The organism is Streptomyces sp. NPDC050738 (assembly GCF_040654175.1).
Taxonomy (GTDB): domain Bacteria; phylum Actinomycetota; class Actinomycetes; order Streptomycetales; family Streptomycetaceae; genus Streptomyces.
This window is the reverse complement of the sequence record NZ_JBFAHN010000014.1, coordinates 79,693-96,769: the sequence shown is the minus strand read 5'-3', so window position 1 is coordinate 96,769 and position 17,077 is coordinate 79,693. Positions and strand designations below refer to the sequence as shown.

The window sequence follows — 17,077 nt, the reverse complement described above, 5'->3', positions numbered from 1 at the left end:
GGTCTCAGGAGGGCAGCCCCCACGGGGCTGTTGATCCGTTCGACGGTACGTCCCGCGGGGCGCGCAGCGTGTGCTCCCCGCGTGGGGTGATCACCGCGGTCGCCCCGCGCGGCAGGTGTACGGAGATCCGGCCCGGGCCCGATTCCCGCCAGGGGACGGGGTGTCCGCGCTCGGTGCGTACCTGCACAGCGCCTGCCATCCCGTGGTCGAGCGTGAGCGGTTCGCCCGCCTCGCTGTGGATCCGTATCCAGCGGGTGGCGCCGGCCGAGCGGTCCGCGTCGACCAGGAAGGCGCCCTGGGTGCGGAGCGAGGCGATCGAGGCGTCCGCCCAGCGGGTGGAGACGGACGGGAAGACCTTGACCACTCCGTCCTGTGACTGAACTGCCATGTCGAGCATCGACTGGACGGCGGAGAGCGGGGATTCGAGGGCGAAGTTCTTGCCCTCGCGGTACATGGTGTTGGGGGTCATCGCGCAGTCCGCGACCACCTTCAGGTCGGTGAAGAACGTCAGGAAGTCCAGGGCCTTTTCGGGCTCGGACATCACCGAGTAAATCGAGGACGCCGTCGCATAGCTGTAGCCGTGCCAGGCACTCTGCATGCTCGTCCAGTGGTCCATGGAGCGGCGCATCACGTCGCGGTCGGCCTCGCGGTCCCAGGTGCGCTCGCGCAGCGGGTAGAGCCAGAGCAGATGCGAGTGGTGGCGGTGGGAGTCGGCGAGGGGCACGTCCTTGCCGATCATGACCCCGGCCGCCGGGTCCTCCGCGTACGGCGTCAGGCGCGTGACGATGTCCTGCCACTGCCTGGCGCGCGGGTCCTCGGTGCGCAGGATGCGGGCGGAGTCCAGGAGGGTGCGGGCGGCCCAGCGGATCAGCGAGAGGTCGTAGGTGCAGTCGGCGGCGTTCGCGTACTCGGGGGAGCGGGTGGTGAGCAGGTGGAGCTTGCCGTCGGGGCCCTCGTGGAGGAACTGGGCATAGAAATTCAGCGCCTTGGCGAGGATCGGGAAGACGACGTCGCGCAGGGTGCCCCGGTCCATGGAGTGGCGGTAGGACTGCCAGACGTTGTGCAGCGCCCAGGTGAGATTGCCGAAGTTGTCGGAGATGTGGTCGGAGCCGGGGGCGCCGACGTCGTAGGTGTCGCCCGCGCGCAGCTGCCAGTCCGAGGGGTGGCCCAGCGCGTAGCTCTGGCCGTCGCGGTGGGCGAGGGGGACGGAGGCGGGGAGGTTCTTCTCGAAGCGGCGGAACGCGCCGGTGACCGAGTCGAGTTCGGGGTGGTTGGAGCCGTGGATCGGGGCCATGCCGATCTGGACGTTGAGATTCCACCAGACCGCGGTCCAGTTGTTGCCGATCTCGGGGAACCAGGGGCCCCATTCGGAGATCGTCGGGCCCTCGGCGCGGGTGGCCGAGGCCAGTTTGTAGAGCTGCAGGATGAAGAAGGACTGCAGGCGTTTGTCGGGTACGGAGAGGAAGCTGCGCCGGTAGTAGGCGTGCCACCAGCGGCGGTGACGGGCTGCCAGCCGGTCGGGCCCTGTGGCCAGGGTGCGGTCGACGGCGCGGAGCGCGTCGGTGGTCGCCGCGGTCACGTCGCCGGGGAAGCGGTGGACGAGATGGGCCGCCAACAGCCGCCCGGTTCCAGTGCGTTGCTCGCGCCAGGCCGTCGTCCAGCCGCCGCCCGCCAGCAGTGGCTGCTCGACGTATCCGTCGCCGACCGTGGGGTCGGGGTTGGGCGTGTAGTCGTCGGGTTTGCCGCTGGTGCGGGTCGAGGCGGCCTGCAGCCACTGGAAACTCCAGGCGGAGGCCTCTTCGCCGGCGCTGGGGCGGGTGGAGATCAGCAGGGCGCCGGAGTCGTTGTGGACGAGGGCGGACAGGGTGAGCGAGCCCTGCGTGGTGGTCACGCTGCCGGTCAGCTCGGCGTCGTACGGGTCGAGAGTCCAGTCGACGGCGGTGACCGCCCCGGCCAGGGTGAGCGTGAAGTAGCCGATGGGCAGGCGTGAGTAGCCCGTGCCGCCGCGCCACTGGCCGCGCTGGTCCTGCACCTGGCTGTGGCTGAGCATCACCTTCAGGGTGTTGGCGCTCGTGCCCCGGTAGATCTGGACGCCGAGGAATCCATTGGCCAGGAAGGGGGCGTCCTGCCAGCCCGTGGGCAGGCGGCACCACTTCATCGCCGCGGCGCGCACCGTCTGTTCGTACACATCGGGTGCGGGGGAAGCGGCGGGCGCGGCCCAGGCGGTGGGGGATCCCGCCAGCCAGAGCGCGGCCGTGGAGCCCGCCGCGGTGGCGGCGAAGTGTCTCCGGGAGAACGCGTGCGCGGAGGGCATCGATCGACTCCAGTCAGATATGTGGCGGAGGTTTCTGTCCCTGAACATGCACTCCGCATAGTGCCCTCGTCCCGACCGCACCGGAAGACCTCTCGCACCACATACATCGGATGAAAGAGCCGCCACGGGAGAGGGAGTGGCGCCTATTGGGACGATAAGAGGGGTTTGCGTGGCACGCTGGGGGCCCTGATCGTCAAGGTTTAGAGCGTGCCGGAGGGCATCCCGTGGACCAATTGGCACTGCTGCTCGCGCTGTTGCTCGGCGCTGTGATCTCGGTGCCGATCGGGCGGCGGCTCGGGCTGCCCGCCCCCGTGCTGATGACGCTCGGCGGGATCGTGCTGGCGCTGATCCCCGACGTACCGAACGTGAACATCCCCTCGGACTTCATCCTTCCGCTGATCCTGCCGCCGCTGCTCTACGCCGCCGTGCAGCGCACCTCCTGGCGGCAGTTCGCCGCCAACATGCGGCCGATCCTGCTGCTGGCCGTGGCGCTGGTCTTCGTGACCACGGCCGCCGTGGCCGCCGTGGCCAGCGCCATGGTGCCCGGTCTGCCGCTGGCCGCCGCCGTCGCACTCGGCGCGCTGATCGCGCCGCCCGATCCGGTGGCGGCCACCGCTGTCGCCGGATCGCTCGGGCTTCCCCGGCGGCTCGTCTCCATCCTGGAGGGCGAGGGGCTGTTCAACGATGTGACCGCGATCGTGCTGTACCACGTGGCGATCGCGGCGGCCGTGACGGGAACCTTCTCCTGGCCGGAAGCGGCCTGGGAGTTGGTCCTGTCCGCCGTGGTCGCCACAGCGGTCGGGCTGGCGCTCGGCTGGGTCTCCAACAAGCTCATGGGCCTCCTCGGGGACGCCACGCTGCAGATCGGTCTCACGCTGCTGGTGCCCTTCGTGGCGTACGTCCTCTCCGAGGAACTGATGGGCTCGGGCGTCCTCGCCGTCCTCATCACCGCCCTCTTCCTCGCCGAGCACACCGCCGACGCCGACGACGTCCAGGGCCGGCTCACCGGGGCCGCCTTCTGGGAGATCGTCGACACGCTCGTCACGGGGGTCGCCTTCGGGCTGATCGGGCTCGAACTCCATGTGGTCTTCGGCACCGCCGACGGCCGCCAGCTGCAGATGTTCGGCTGGGGCGCGGCGATCGTCGGGGTGGTCGTGGGCGTACGGCTGCTGTGGCTGCTGCCCGCCACCTGGCTGGCGAAGAAGATGCACACCCTGCGCGACTACGACGAGGAGATCCCGACCACCTGGCGCGAGACGATCATCATGTGGTGGGCCGGGATGCGCGGCGTGGCCTCGGTCGCGCTGGCGCTCGCCATCCCGCTCACGACGGATGCGGACGAACCCTTCCCCGGCCGCGACGAGATCCTCTTCATCGCCTTCTGCGTGATCATGGCCACCCTGGTGATCCAGGGTCTGACGCTGCCCTGGCTCGTGCGGAAGCTGGGGGTACGCGCCGATACGAACGCCGAGCGGGAGCTGGAGCGGAGCCTGGCGATCCGGGCCGCCAAGGCCGCCAAGTACCGCCTCAAGGAGATCCAGGAGGTCGAGGAGCTCCCGGAGGACGTGATGGAGCGGCTGATGCGCCAGGCCTACGACATCGGGGGCAGGATCAGCCCGGACATGGTCGACGAGGAGCGGCGCGACGCGTTCGCCAAGCGGGCGCAGCGGCTCAAGGCCGTGCAGCGGATCCAGCGGGAGATGATGTCGGCCGCGCGCCACGAAGTGCTCGCCGCCCGCAGCGAACCCGGGGCGGATCCGGAGATCGTGGACCGGGTGCTGCGGCAGCTGGACGTGCGGAGCCTGCGCTGAGGGCTGCCGCCCGACGGCTCAGCCGCGGCCCGTGTGCGGCTGGTCGGGTTCGGGGTGGGGGATCTCCGCGGGCTTGGGGAGCTCCGCGGGCGCTGTCGTGATGCGGGGCAGGGCGTACGGATGCTGCTCGTACAGCCAGGCGATCATCTGCTCGCGCACCGCGCAGCGCACCGTCCAGATGTCGTCCGCGTCCTTCGCGGTGACCACGGCCCGCACCTGCATTGTCGAGGGGGTGCTGTCGGTCACCGCCAGGGACCAGTCGCGGCCGTCCCACGCCGGGCACTCGCGCAGGATGTCCTGCATCCGTTCGCGCATCTGCGTCACCGGCGCCGCGTGGTCCAGATGGAAGAAGACGGTTCCGGTCATCTGGATGCCGCCGCGGGACCAGTTCTCGAACGGCTTGCTGGTGAAGTACGAGACGGGCATGGTGATCCGGCGCTCGTCCCAGGTCCGTACGGCGAGGAACGTGAGGGTGATCTCCTCGACCACGCCCCATTCGCCGTCCACCACCACGGTGTCCCCCAGGCGGACCATGTCCCCGAAGGCGATCTGGAATCCGGCGAAGAGGTTTCCGAGCGTGGACTGGGCGGCGACACCGGCGACGATGCCCAGGACGCCGGCGGAGGCCAGCAGGGACGCGCCGGCCGTGCGCATCGTGGGGAAGGTCAGCAGCATCGCCGAGACCGCGATCACACCGACGATCGCGGTCACCACCCGCTGGATGAGCGTGACTTGGGTCCGTACGCGGCGCACCCGGGCCGGGTCGCGGGTGGTGGCGGCGTACCGGGCGTAGGTGGAGTCGACGACCGCCGTCGCGATGCGGACGGCGAGCCAGGCGGAGGAGGCGATCAGGACCAGGGAGAGGATCTGGCCGATCCCTGCCTCGTGATCCTTGCGGATTCCGGTGCTGCGATAGGTGCCGCGGAGCAGTGCCGTGCACAGGACGAGCTGGAAGGGGATTCTGCACCGGCGCAGCAGTCCCCAGAGCGGGGTGTCGTGGCGGCGCGCGTCCACCTTCTGCAGCATCCGGTCGACGAGCCAGCCCACAGCGAGGGTGAGCACGACCGAGCCGCCGACGACGATCAAGGGGCGCAGTACGTTCTCCATGCCTCCGACCGTAACTGGCACGATGGCCCCATGAACATCATGCTTTTCCATTCGACGTACGGTCTGCGCCCCGCGGTGCACGCCGCGGCCGACCGGCTGCGCGCCGCAGGGCACCAGGTCCACGTGCCGGATCTCTTCGACGGCAGGACCTTCGACGCCGTGGAGGAGGGCATGGATTTCAAGGACGAGATCGGCTCGGAGGAGCTGCTCAAGCGGGCCGTCGTGGCCTCGGCGCCTTACTCCGACCAGGGGCTCGTCTACGCGGGCTTCTCGCTCGGCGGGTCGCTCGCGCAGAATCTGGCGCTGGGCGACGAGAAGGCGCGCGGGCTGCTTCTGCTGCACGGTACCTCCGACATCGCGGAGGGCGCGTCCGTGGACGAGCTGCCCGTACAGCTGCATGTCGCGGATCCCGACCCCTTCGAGACGCACGACTGGCTGAACAGCTGGTATCTGCAGATGCGCCGGGCCGGGGCCGACGTCGAGGTGCACCGCTATCCGGGCGCTGGGCACCTGTTCACCGACCCCGATCTCACGGACTACGACGCCGAGGCGGCCGAGGCGACCTGGAAGGTCGCGCTCGGCTTCCTGGACTCGCTGTGAGAAGGGCTTGAATCAGCCCTTCAGGGCCTTGTCGATCGCCGTGGTGTAGTCGGCCACCGTCATCGGGGCGTTCTTGCTGCCGGCGGCGGTGACCGCCTTGCCGTCCATCTTGAAGGTGGGCGTGCCCTGGACCCCGCTCTTGTCGAACGTGGCGGACATCTTCATCGCCCAGGCGTCGTAGGTGCCGTCGTCGACCGCCTTCTGGAAGGCGGAGTTGTCCTTCAGGGCGGGGACCGTCTGCGCGATCTTGATCAGGTACGAGTCGTCCTTGAACTTGTCGGACGTCTCATCCGGGTGCCACTTCGTCGAGTACAGCGCGGTCTTGTACGCGGTGAAGGCCTCCGGGCTCACATCGAGCGCCGCACCCAGCGCGCTCAGGGCGTTCTTGGAGCCTTCGCCGCCGTTGTTGTCGATGAACGTGGCGCCGATGTACTGGATCTTGTACTTGCCGGCGTCGATGTCCTTCTGGACCGTGGAGCCGACCGTCTGCTCGAAGGCGGCGCAGACCGGGCAGCGCGAGTCCTCGTAGACCTCGAGGGTCTTCTTGGCGGTCGACTTGCCGATGGTGACCGTGGTGCCGTTGGTGCCCGAGGTGTTGGCCGGGGCGGTGACCTTGGCGTCCTTCGCGGCTTCCCAGGTGCTGGGCTTGTTCATCTGCATCACGCCGTAGCCGATGCCGCCGGCTATCGCGAGGACGCCGACGATCGAGCAGGCGACGATGATCTGGCGGCGGGCCTTGGCCTTCTTCTCCTGGCGCGCGCGCTCGGCGCGCAGCCGCTCGCGGGCCGCTGCCTTGTTGGCCTGGTTGTTGCGTGCACTCATGATCGTTTTCTCCGTGTGGTGACGTGGTTCGGGGGACGGTGCCGGGCTCAGGCGAAGGAGAGCGCCGGGCGCGGAGGTCCCCGCCGCCCCACGGAGTGCACGAGCAGCCGGGCCAGTGCGGTGCGCGGCCGGTACGAGGGGCGGGCCGCCCGCGGTGCGGTGTGGTGGGTTGCGCCCAGCACGGTGGCCGCGATGAGCAGCGGCCGGAACGCGAAGGCGGCGAAGGCGCGCAGCAGCGAGGCCAGCGCGGACTCGCCGCGGCGCAGCCAGGCGGCGGCCAGCAGGCCGATCACCACATGGGCGGCGAGCAGCAGCCAGGGCAGCGCGGGATCGGGGGAGTTGAGCAGATCCGTGGCCCGCGGGCCCGGGCCCGCCACCGCCGCGAGCGGGGTGCCGACGCCGGCGCCGCCGCAGAACACATCGACGCCGACCGAGCGCAGGGCTCCGGCGACGGGACCGCCCGCCGGTCCGTAACAGAGGTGCTGTCCGGCGGTGAAGACGGTGTCCGCGGTCAGCTCCAGCGGGATGAGGACACCCGCTATCGCGGCGAAACCGCGCTCCCGGCCGGCCAGTGCGTACGCCACGGCGAAGACCGCGGCGGCGAGCACCGCGACGGTGACCGGCGGCAGCGGGACGCGGGAGAGGAGCACATGGGACGCGGCGGAGAGGGTCACGACGAGCGCTGTGAAAAGCGCTGCGCGGACCGCCCTCAGCTGCGTACCGGATATGCCCATGGTGAGAGGGAGTTTGCCATGCCCTCCTGTAAGGGATTCCTAAAGCGTCTCGGGACTAAAGGCCCGGAATCCGGCCATTGCGGAACAAGTCGACGAAGATCTGGTGGTCGGCGCGCGCCCGCGCTCCGTAGGCGTGCGCGAAGTCGACCAGGAGCTCGGCGAAACCGTCCTCGTCGGCGGCGATCGCCGCGTCGATGGCCCGCTCCGTGGAGTACGGCACCAGGGAGTGGCCGCTCTCGTCGTCGGCCGCCGCGTGCATGGTGGCCGTCGCCCGGCCGAGGTCGGCGACGACCGCCGCGATCTCCTCCGGGTCGTCGATGTCCGACCAGTCCAGGTCCACCGCGTACGGAGAGACCTCGGCGACCAGCTGCCCGGCCCCGTCCAGCTCCGTCCAGCCCAGCCACGGGTCGGCCGCGTCCTGCAGGGCGCGCTGCGAGATCACCGTGCGGTGGCCCTCGTGCTGGAAGTACTCGCGGACCCGGCCGTCGGTGATGTGCCGGGAGACCGCCGGGGTCTGCGCCTGCTTCATGTAGATGATCACGTCGTTCTCGAGGGCGTCGCTGTGCCCTTCGAGCAGGATGTTGTACGAGGGCAGTCCGGCCGAGCCGATCCCGATGCCCCGGCGGCCCACGACGTCCTTGACGCGGTAGGAGTCCGGGCGGACCAGGCTCGCCTCGGGCAGCGTCTCCAGATAGCCGTCGAACGCGGCCAGCACCTTGTAGCGGGTCGCCGCGTCCAGGTCGATGGAGCCGCCGCCGGGCGCGAACCTGCGCTCGAAGTCACGGATCTCGGTCATCGAGTCGAGCAGGGAGAAGCGGGTGCGCGAGCGGGCCGAGCGCAGGGCGTCGAGCAGCGGGCCCTCGGCGGTGTCCAGGGTGAAGGGCGGAAGGTCGTCGTCCTTGGCGTCGTTGGCCAGGGCGTGGATGCGCTCGCGGTAGGCCTGGGCGTAGGTCCGCACCAGGGCGGATATCTGGTCGTCGCTGAGCGCCTTGGCGAGGCCGATCAGGGCGAGCGAGGCGGCGAAGCGCTGGACGTCCCAGGTGAAGGGGCCGACGTATGCCTCGTCGAAGTCGTTCACGTTGAAGATCAGCCGGCCGTTGGCGTCCATGTACGTGCCGAAGTTCTCGGCGTGCAGATCACCGTGGACCCAGACCCGGCTGGTGCGCTCGTCGAGATACGGGCCCTTGTCCCTGCCCTCGCGCAGGTCCTCGTAGAAGAGGCAGGCGGTGCCGCGGTAGAAGGCGAAGGCGGAGGCCGCCATCTTGCGGAACTTGACCCGGAAAGCCGCCGGGTCGGCTGCCAGCAGCTCGCCGAATGCGGTGCCGAACACGGCAAGTATCTGCTCGCCGCGCTCTTCGGCGCTGGGCTGCGGGACCGACATCGCTGGGTGCCTCCTGGTACATGACAATTGGGACAGGTGTGCTGTCCTGTTCAACGCCCGAAGGTACTCCTGAGTGCCCCTCGGTTGTCAGTCGGCCGACGTAGACTTCCACGCTGTCCCCCCGACTCTCGCTGGAGGCCCCCGTCGTGACCAAGCCGCCCTTTACGCACCTTCACGTCCACACCCAGTACTCGATGCTGGACGGTGCCGCGCGGCTCAAGGACATGTTCAACGCCTGCAATGAGATGGGCATGTCGCACATCGCCATGTCCGACCACGGCAACCTCCACGGGGCCTACGACTTCTTCCATACGGCGAAGAAGGCGGGCGTCACGCCGATCATCGGCATCGAGGCGTACGTCGCTCCGGAGTCGCGGCGCAACAAGCAGCGCGTCCGCTGGGGACAGCCGCACCAGAAGCGCGACGACGTGTCCGGTTCGGGTGGTTATACGCACAAGACGATCTGGGCGTCCAACAAGACGGGTCTGCACAACCTCTTCAAGCTGTCCTCCGACGCGTACGCCGAGGGCTGGCTGACCAAGTGGCCGCGCATGGACAAGGAGACGATCTCCAAGTGGTCGGAGGGGCTCATCGCCTCCACCGGCTGCCCGTCCGGCGAGGTGCAGACGCGCCTGCGGCTCGGCCAGTTCGACGAGGCGGTGCAGGCGGCCTCCGACTACAAGGACATCTTCGGCGAGGGCAAGTACTTCCTGGAGCTGATGGACCACGGCATCGAGATCGAGCGCCGGGTCCGCGACGGGCTCCTGGAGATCGGCAAGAAGCTCGGCATTCCGCCGCTGGTCACCAACGACTCGCACTACACGTACGCCCACGAGGCGACCGCGCACGACGCCCTGCTCTGCATCCAGACCGGCAAGAACCTCTCGGACCCCGACCGCTTCCGCTTCGACGGCACCGGCTACTACCTCAAGTCCACGGACGAGATGTACGCGGTGGACTCATCGGACGCCTGGCAGGAAGGGTGCGCCAACACCCTCCTGGTCGCGCAGCAGGTCGACACCGACGGCATGTTCGTCGAGAAGAACCTCATGCCGAAGTTCGAGATCCCCGACGGATACACCGAGGTCACCTGGTTCCGCGAGGAGACCATGCGCGGCATGGCGCGGCGCTACCCGGGAGGCATCCCCGAAGACCGGCAGAAGCAGGTCGAGTACGAAATGGGGATCATCCTGGAGATGGGCTTCCCCGGGTACTTCCTGGTGGTCGCCGACTTCATCATGTGGGCCAAGAACCAGGGCATCGCGGTGGGCCCGGGACGTGGCTCCGCGGCCGGTTCGATCGTCGCGTACGCCATGGGCATCACCGACCTCGACCCCATCACGCACGGGCTGATCTTCGAGCGCTTCCTCAACCCCGAGCGCGTCTCCATGCCCGATGTCGACATCGACTTCGACGAGCGCAGGCGCGTCGAGGTGATCCGTTACGTCACCGAGAAGTACGGCGCCGACAAGGTCGCCATGATCGGCACGTACGGAAAGATCAAGGCCAAGAACGCGATCAAGGACTCCGCCCGCGTCCTCGGCTACCCGTACGCGATGGGCGACCGCCTCACCAAGGCCATGCCCGCCGACGTCCTGGGCAAGGGCATCGATCTCTCCGGCATCACCGACCCCAAGCACCCGCGCTACAGCGAGGCGGGCGAGATCCGGGCGATGTACGAGAACGAGCCGGACGTGAAGAAGGTCATCGACACCGCGAAGGGCGTCGAGGGCCTGGTCCGTCAGATGGGTGTGCACGCGGCCGGCGTGATCATGTCCAGCGAGCCGATCGTCGACCACGCGCCGATCTGGGTGCGGCACACCGACGGCGTCACCATCACGCAGTGGGACTACCCCCAGTGCGAGTCGCTCGGCCTGCTGAAGATGGACTTCCTGGGCCTGCGCAACCTGACGATCATGGACGACGCCGTCAAGATGGTGAAGTCCAACAAGGGCATCGACCTGGAGCTGCTCTCGCTCCCGCTGGACGACCCCAAGACGTACGAACTGCTCTGCCGCGGTGACACGCTGGGCGTCTTCCAGTTCGACGGCGGCCCGATGCGGTCCCTGCTGCGGCTGATGAAGCCTGACAACTTCGAGGACATTTCCGCCGTCTCGGCCCTGTACCGGCCGGGCCCGATGGGCATGAACTCGCATACGAACTACGCCCTGCGCAAGAACAAGGCGCAGGACATCACGCCGATCCACCCGGAGCTGGAGAAGCCCCTGGAGGAGGTCCTCGGCATCACGTACGGCCTGATCGTGTACCAGGAGCAGGTGCAGAAGGCCGCCCAGATCATCGCCGGCTACTCGCTCGGCGAGGCCGACATCCTGCGCCGCGTGATGGGCAAGAAGAAGCCTGAGGAGCTGGCCAAGAACTTCGTCCTGTTCCAGGCGGGCGCGAAGAAGAACGGCTTCAGCGACCAGGCGATCCAGGCGCTGTGGGACGTGCTGGTGCCGTTCGCCGGGTACGCGTTCAACAAGGCGCACTCCTCCGCCTACGGCCTGGTCACGTACTGGACCGCCTACCTCAAGGCCAACTACCCGGCCGAGTACATGGCGGCCCTGCTCACCTCGGTCAAGGACGACAAGGACAAGTCGGCCGTCTATCTCAACGAGTGCCGGCGCATGGGCATCAAGGTGCTGCCGCCCAATGTCAACGAGTCGATGTCCAACTTCGCCGCCCAGGGCGACGAGGTGATCCTCTTCGGCCTCTCCGCGGTCCGCAACGTCGGGACCAACGTCGTCGAGTCGATCATCCGCTCGCGCAAGGCGCGCGGTAAGTACTCCTCCTTCCCCGACTACCTGGACAAGGTCGAGGCGGTCGCCTGCAACAAGCGCACCACGGAGTCCCTCATCAAGGCCGGTGCGTTCGACGAGATGGGGCACACCCGCAAGGGCCTCACCGCGCACTTCGAGCCGATGATCGACAACGTGGTGGCGGTCAAGCGCAAGGAGGCGGAGGGGCAGTTCGACCTCTTCGGCGGCGGTGAGGAGGAGAAGGGCGCGCCGGGCTTCGGGCTCGACGTGGAGTTCTCCGACATCGAGTGGGAGAAGGCGTATCTGCTCGCCCAGGAGCGGGAGATGCTCGGCCTGTACGTCTCCGACCACCCGCTCTTCGGCCTGGAACACGTCCTCTCGGACAAGTCCGACGCGGCGATCTCCCAGCTGACCGGCGGGGAGCACTCGGACGGCGCGGTCGTCACGATCGGCGGCATCATCTCGGGCCTCCAGCGCAAGATGACCAAGCAGGGCAACGCCTGGGCGATCGCGACCGTGGAGGACCTGGCGGGCTCCATCGAGTGCATGTTCTTCCCCGCGTCCTACCAGCTGGTCTCGACCCAACTGGTCGAGGACACCGTGGTGTTCGTCAAGGGACGCCTGGACAAGCGCGAGGACATCCCGCGGCTGGTCGCGATGGAGATGATGGTCCCGGACGTGTCCAACGCCGGGACGAACGCGCCGGTCGTCATCACCATCCCCACGGTGCGGGTCACCCCGCCCATGGTCAGCAGGCTCGGCGAGATCCTCTCCAACCACCGGGGCAATTCGGAGGTACGGATCAAGCTCCAGGGGGCGCGCAAGACCACGGTGCTCCGCCTCGACCGGCACCGGGTCACGTCCGATCCGTCGCTCTTCGGTGATCTGAAGGTGCTGCTCGGCCCGTCCTGTCTGGCCGGCTAGCAAGCGCGGAACACGAAGAAGAGCACGCGGCAGAACACGCAGAACGCCGAGGGGCGCGTCCGGTACCGGACGCGCCCCTCGGTCATTCCGTTACTGCGAGCGTCAGTTGTGACCGAAGCGCTTCTGGTGCTTACGGGCGACATCCGAGGGGCTGCCCTGCGCCTGAGCCTGCGGCTCCGCCTGGGACTCGAAGGCGCTGGACTCGACTTCCTGGGCTCCGCGCTCCGACTGGGATGCGCGGTCCGACTGGTTGCCGCCCTGCTTGCGGTTCTTGTTCTTGGCCATGGGGATTGCCTCCTGAGGGGGACTAGGGGCCAGGGCCAACGTCAGACTCACACACCGGGCAAACCGCCGCATTTTGGATCATTACCGTGCGTAATTGAGGCTGGCGCAGTGCGACTTCCGAGCAACTTCCCGATACGCCACGCCGATGATCGAGTTCCGGCCGTTAACGCCCGCGCAGTCGGGCAGACTCGAAGAAAACCTCTTGCACTTTCCCTTCCCCCGTCGTATCCGATGTCGTATCCGAAAGTGGGTGGATCACGTGGACCGTTGCGTAGTCCTGGTGGACGCCGGATATCTCCTGGGCGCGGCCGCGAGCCTCCTCGCCGGAGAGCCCGCCCGCTCACGCATCACCGTTGATCACGCGGCCCTCATCCAGGGCCTCCGCGAGCGCGCCGAGGACGACACCCAGCAGCCGCTGCTGCGGATCTACTGGTTCGACGGCGCCCCCGACCGGGTCCCGCAGCCCGAGCACCGCCGGCTGCGCGTCATGCCGCGCGTGACCGTACGGCTGGGAGCCCTGACCCGCAGCGACGGGCGCTGGGCGCAGAAGGGCGTCGACGCCGCGATGCACGCCGAACTGACCGAACTGGCCAGAAATCGCGCCTGCTCCGACATCGTCCTGGTCACCGGCGACGGCGATCTGCTGCCCGGGCTGATGTCCGCCAAGGAGCACGGGGTCGCCGTGCACCTGTGGGCCGTGCAGGCCGCCGACGGCGACTACAACCAGTCCGAGGACCTGGTCGCGGAAGCCGACGAGCGGCGGGTCCTCGACCGGGCCTGGATCACCAAGGCCGTACGCGCCAAGGACCTCAGCGGGCTCTGTGCCCCCGCCCCCGCCCCCCGGCCCGAGATCGCCGCCATCCTCTCCGCGCCGCTGCCCGAATCAGCGCTGGCCGCATCGGCGGAGCGCGCCGCGCAGGCCGCCGTACGCAACGGATCGCCCGCCGGGCCGACCGCCGAGGGCCAGGAGGACGCCGACCACGCCCCGGCGGGCGGCAAGGGCGTACCGACGCCGAAGGACCTGGCCGGCCTGCGCGGCCCGGGCACCCAGCCCGCCCAGCACCCCACCAGCGCCACACTGCGCTGGTCCTCCGACAAGGGCTGGGTCGAGCGGCCCGGCGGCCCCCTGGGCGAGCCCGCGGAGACCGCGTCCCTGCCGACCCTGGCCCAGCTGACCAGCGCCGAGCAGCGCTGGGCGGACCGCGAGGAGGACATCACCACGGTCGGCGGCGACCCCTTCGAGGTCGGCCAGGTCTTCGCCCGGCGCTGGATGGAGCGGCTGCCCGAGCAGAGCCACGTGCCGAAGCTGTCGACGATGTACCCGCGGATCCCGCACCGCATCGACGGCGAGCTGCTGCGCTACGCGGCCCGCTTCGGTCTCCTCGCGCACAAGGACGACCAGATCGACGAGCACGACCGCTATGCGATCAGGGCCGGGTTCTGGCGCGAGATCGACGTGCGGGCGGCCGCGGAGCACGCACCTGCGGGGGAGTAGCGAACCGGGGCGCTCCGGGCCCCCGGGCGCAATCCGGGGCGTCCAACCCCGTACCCTCGTACCTCGTGAGGACGGGCAGCGTATGCGTGGTGCGGGATCTGGTGAAGACGTACCCCGCCGCGCGCGGACGGCGCGGGGTCCCGGCCACCGAGGCCGTGCGGGCCACCGACGAAATCTCCCTGGACGTGCACCGCGGCGAGATCTTCGGGCTGCTCGGGCCCAACGGCGCGGGCAAGTCGACTCTCGTACGGCAGCTGACCGGGCTGATGCGGCCCGATTCCGGCAGCGTGGACGTCCTCGGACATGATCTTGTACGGCACCCGGAGCGCGCCTCCCGCCTGCTGGCCTACCTCGGGCAGGAATCGACCGCCCTCGACGAGCTGACCGTGGCGCTCGCCGCCGAGACCACGGGGCGGCTGCGCGGGCTGAGCCTTGCGGACGCGCGCGCCGAGCGGGATGCCGTCATCGAAGAACTGGGGCTCGGCGAGATCGCCTCCAGGCCCCTGAAGAAGCTCTCCGGCGGTCAGCGCAGGCTCGCCTGCTTCGCCGCCGTCCTCGTCGGCGAGCGGCCGCTCCTGGTCCTGGACGAACCCACCACCGGGATGGACCCCGTCGCGCGCCGCGCCGTCTGGGCGGCCGTCGACCGGCGGCGGGCCGAGCACGGGGCGACCGTGCTGCTGGTCACCCACAACGTCATCGAGGCCGAGACGGTCCTCGACCGGGTCGCCGTCCTTGAGCGCGGGCGGGTCATCGCCTGCGACACCCCGGCCGGGTTGAAGGCGCAGGTCGCGGGTGAGGTGCGGGTCGATCTCGTCTGGCGGGAGCGGGCGCCGCTGGAGGTGCCCGAGGTGGCTGCGCTGCGAGCCTCCGCCGACGAGTCGGGGCGCCGCTGGGTCCTGCGGCTCGCACCCGACGAGGCGCGCGCCGCCGTGGCCGCCGTCACCGGCGGGGCGGCCTTCGCCGCGCTCGACGACTTCACGCTGTCCACGCCGAGCCTGGAGGACGTCTACCTGGCGCTCGGCGGAGTTGCGAAAGGGCTGGTGAAGGCGTGAGTGCCGTCGTATCGGCGGGGGCGGTGACCTCTGTGCGTACCGAAGGTGAGGGAACGGACAGCGGGGCGGCTCCGCTCGCACCGCGTGCCCGGCTGCTGCCCGCGCTCGCCGCGGTCTACCGGGCCCAGCTGTCGCGGGCCCGTGTCTCCCGGATCCCGCTGCTCTTCGTGGCGACCTTCCAGTCCGTCGGGATCATGATCCTGATGCGCGGGGTCGTCGACGGGGGGAGCGAGGCGCGGGCCGTCGTCGCCGGGTCGAGCGTGCTCGTCGTCGCTTTCGTCGCGCTGAATCTGCTGGCGCAGTACTTCGGACAGCTCCGGGCCGGCGGCGGGCTCGACCACTACGCCACCCTGCCCGTGCCGCCCGCCTCGGTGGTCCTGGGCGCGGCGGGCGCGTACGCCTCCTTCACCGTGCCGGGGACGCTCCTCACCGCGGTCACCGGATCGCTCCTCTTCCAGCTGCCGATGGCGCATCTGTGGGTGCTGGTCGCGGTCATCCCGCTGTCGGGTGCCGCGCTCGCGGGGCTGGGCGCCGCACTGGGGCTGCTTGCGCCCCGGCAGGAAATCGCCACGCTGCTCGGGCAGTTGGGGATGTCGGCGGCGCTGCTGCTCGGGGTGCTGCCGGCCGGGCGGCTTCCGCAGCCCATTGCGTACGCGCGTGATCTGCTGCCTTCGACGTACGGCGTCGAGGCGCTCGCCAGGAGCTTCGACGCCCGTCCCGACTGGGGTGTCATCGGCCTTGACCTGGGGGTGTGCGGGGCGGTGGGTGTGCTCTCGCTGGCGGTCGCCACCTGGGCGTACCGGCGGGCGGCGGTCCGGTGAGGCAGCGGTCGGACGCGCCTGGCACGATGGCAGGGTGACCGCACCACTGACGCCTCCTCAGCCGCCTCATCAGCCGTCTCATCAGGAGACCCCTCCGCCCGGAGGGCCCTATGAGGATGCCTCCGCGGTGGACGAGGGGCCCGGGGTCGGGACCGAGATCTGGCAGGCCGCGGTCGTGGCTGTGGCGGTCGCCGTTCTGGGTGTGCTGCTCGGGGTGCTGTGGGCCTGGCTCGCGCCCAAGGTTCCGCTGGTCTCCGACGGCAAGGCCGTCTTCCTCAAGAACAGTGAGAGCGAAGAGGCGATCGGGGCCGACGGGACGTTTCTGCTGCTGGCACTGGGTTTTGGTGTCGTCACCGCTGTCGCCGTGTTTCTGTTCCGGCGGCGCGGGGGGATCGCGCTGGTGCTGGGGCTCGCGGTGGGCGGGCTGCTCGGTGCGGTGCTCGCGTGGCGGGTGGGGCTGGTGCTCGGGCCTTCCGATGACGTGGTCGCCGCCGCGTTGAAGGCGGGCAAGGGGGTCACCTTTGATGCGCCGCTGAAGCTTGCGGCCAAGGGGGCGCTGCTGGCTTGGCCTGTGGCGGCGATGATCGTGCATCTGGCGTTGACCGCGTTGTTCGGGCCTCGGGATCCGGAGCCTTGGGCGTCGTATGCGACGCCGGGGGCGGTGGGGCCCTATGAGGAGCCTTTGCCTCCTCTGGGGGAGCGGGACGCGGGGGCTTAGGGCGGGCTTGATCCCCCACCCCGCCCCTTCCCGAAACCGGGGGTGAACCCCCGGGCCCCCGATCGCGGCCTCCGGCCGCTCGTCCTCAATCGCCGGACGGGCTTGATTGTGCGGATACCGGCTCGCACGTGCGGGTGCGGGCCGGATCTCGTGGCACTGGCTCTACGCCGGGCGGCGGCCGTGGTTCGAGCGGCTCTTCTTGACCCGCCACTTCCGTTTGCGCGTTTTCTTCGACATGCCTCCGTCGTAATCGA

At 69.6% G+C, this 17,077-nt stretch carries 13 protein-coding genes; 7 read left to right on the top strand and 6 right to left on the bottom strand.

Features of this window, described 5'->3' with window-relative positions; translation table 11 throughout:
* Positions 1-4: 4 nt before the first annotated feature.
* Positions 5-2,314 (bottom strand): glycoside hydrolase family 95-like protein, encoded by a 2,310-nt coding sequence (locus AB0H78_RS29580; RefSeq protein ID WP_363237703.1) that lies wholly within the window; start codon positions 2,312-2,314, stop codon positions 5-7.
* Positions 2,315-2,538: 224 nt separating this feature from the next.
* On the opposite strand from AB0H78_RS29580, the gene AB0H78_RS29575 reads away from it, so the two are divergent.
* Complete coding sequence (locus AB0H78_RS29575; RefSeq protein WP_363237702.1) at positions 2,539-4,125, top strand: Na+/H+ antiporter; 1,587 nt, start codon at positions 2,539-2,541, stop codon at positions 4,123-4,125.
* 18 nt (positions 4,126-4,143) lie between these two features.
* On the opposite strand, the gene AB0H78_RS29570 is transcribed toward AB0H78_RS29575, so the two are convergent.
* A complete protein-coding gene (locus tag AB0H78_RS29570; RefSeq protein ID WP_363237701.1) occupies positions 4,144-5,232 on the bottom strand; it encodes a mechanosensitive ion channel domain-containing protein in 1,089 nt (362 codons plus the stop codon).
* Between the two features lie 30 nt (positions 5,233-5,262).
* On the opposite strand from AB0H78_RS29570, the gene AB0H78_RS29565 reads away from it, so the two are divergent.
* On the top strand, positions 5,263-5,832 hold the full coding sequence (locus AB0H78_RS29565; protein ID WP_363237700.1) for a dienelactone hydrolase family protein: 570 nt from the start codon (positions 5,263-5,265) through the stop codon (positions 5,830-5,832).
* Positions 5,833-5,844: 12 nt separating this feature from the next.
* On the opposite strand, the gene AB0H78_RS29560 is transcribed toward AB0H78_RS29565, so the two are convergent.
* The 3 genes from AB0H78_RS29560 to AB0H78_RS29550 are packed head-to-tail and all read right to left on the bottom strand — an operon-like array spanning position 5,845 to position 8,769.
* Positions 5,845-6,654 carry a DsbA family protein gene (locus AB0H78_RS29560; RefSeq protein ID WP_363237699.1) on the bottom strand — a complete coding sequence of 270 codons (810 nt, stop codon included), beginning with the start codon at positions 6,652-6,654 and terminating at the stop codon, positions 5,845-5,847.
* A 47-nt stretch (positions 6,655-6,701) separates the two neighbouring features.
* Positions 6,702-7,388, bottom strand: coding sequence for a hypothetical protein (locus AB0H78_RS29555; RefSeq protein ID WP_363237698.1), 687 nt, complete (start codon positions 7,386-7,388; stop codon positions 6,702-6,704).
* A gap of 55 nt (positions 7,389-7,443) precedes the next feature.
* Complete coding sequence (locus AB0H78_RS29550) at positions 7,444-8,769, bottom strand: DUF2252 domain-containing protein (RefSeq protein WP_363237697.1); 1,326 nt, start codon at positions 8,767-8,769, stop codon at positions 7,444-7,446.
* Positions 8,770-8,915: 146 nt separating this feature from the next.
* Here AB0H78_RS29550 and dnaE point away from each other — a divergent pair, with 146 nt between their 5' ends.
* Positions 8,916-12,452 (top strand): DNA polymerase III subunit alpha, encoded by a 3,537-nt coding sequence (gene dnaE / locus AB0H78_RS29545; RefSeq protein ID WP_363237696.1) that lies wholly within the window; start codon positions 8,916-8,918, stop codon positions 12,450-12,452.
* 102 nt (positions 12,453-12,554) lie between these two features.
* Here dnaE and AB0H78_RS29540 read toward each other — a convergent pair whose 3' ends face one another.
* Positions 12,555-12,737 carry a hypothetical protein gene (locus tag AB0H78_RS29540; RefSeq protein ID WP_363237695.1) on the bottom strand — a complete coding sequence of 61 codons (183 nt, stop codon included), beginning with the start codon at positions 12,735-12,737 and terminating at the stop codon, positions 12,555-12,557.
* A gap of 250 nt (positions 12,738-12,987) precedes the next feature.
* On the opposite strand from AB0H78_RS29540, the gene AB0H78_RS29535 reads away from it, so the two are divergent.
* The 4 genes from AB0H78_RS29535 (at position 12,988) to AB0H78_RS29520 (ending at position 16,823) form a co-directional block, all read left to right on the top strand.
* Positions 12,988-14,232: an NYN domain-containing protein gene (locus AB0H78_RS29535; protein WP_363237694.1), complete on the top strand. Its 1,245-nt coding sequence runs from the start codon at positions 12,988-12,990 to the stop codon at positions 14,230-14,232.
* An 86-nt stretch (positions 14,233-14,318) separates the two neighbouring features.
* Positions 14,319-15,284 (top strand): ABC transporter ATP-binding protein, encoded by a 966-nt coding sequence (locus tag AB0H78_RS29530; RefSeq protein WP_363237809.1) that lies wholly within the window; start codon positions 14,319-14,321, stop codon positions 15,282-15,284.
* A 23-nt stretch (positions 15,285-15,307) separates the two neighbouring features.
* Complete coding sequence (locus AB0H78_RS29525) at positions 15,308-16,105, top strand: ABC transporter permease (RefSeq protein ID WP_363237808.1); 798 nt, start codon at positions 15,308-15,310, stop codon at positions 16,103-16,105.
* 34 nt (positions 16,106-16,139) lie between these two features.
* Entirely contained in the window at positions 16,140-16,823 is a 684-nt protein-coding gene (locus AB0H78_RS29520) for a hypothetical protein (RefSeq protein WP_363237693.1), read from the top strand.
* Positions 16,824-17,077 lie beyond the last annotated feature (254 nt).

What these genes read in the sequence shown, in the direction of transcription:
- AB0H78_RS29560 (WP_363237699.1), bottom strand. Translation starts at nt 6,654, where the DNA reads ATGAGTGCACGCAACAACCAGGCCAACAAGGCAGCGGCCCGCGAGCGG.
- AB0H78_RS29570 (WP_363237701.1), bottom strand. Translation starts at nt 5,232, where the DNA reads ATGGAGAACGTACTGCGCCCCTTGATCGTCGTCGGCGGCTCGGTCGTG.
- AB0H78_RS29555 (WP_363237698.1), bottom strand. Translation starts at nt 7,388, where the DNA reads ATGGGCATATCCGGTACGCAGCTGAGGGCGGTCCGCGCAGCGCTTTTC.
- AB0H78_RS29540 (WP_363237695.1), bottom strand. Translation starts at nt 12,737, where the DNA reads ATGGCCAAGAACAAGAACCGCAAGCAGGGCGGCAACCAGTCGGACCGC.
- AB0H78_RS29550 (WP_363237697.1), bottom strand. Translation starts at nt 8,769, where the DNA reads ATGTCGGTCCCGCAGCCCAGCGCCGAAGAGCGCGGCGAGCAGATACTT.
- AB0H78_RS29580 (WP_363237703.1), bottom strand. Translation starts at nt 2,314, where the DNA reads ATGCCCTCCGCGCACGCGTTCTCCCGGAGACACTTCGCCGCCACCGCG.
- AB0H78_RS29565 (WP_363237700.1), top strand. Translation starts at nt 5,263, where the DNA reads ATGAACATCATGCTTTTCCATTCGACGTACGGTCTGCGCCCCGCGGTG.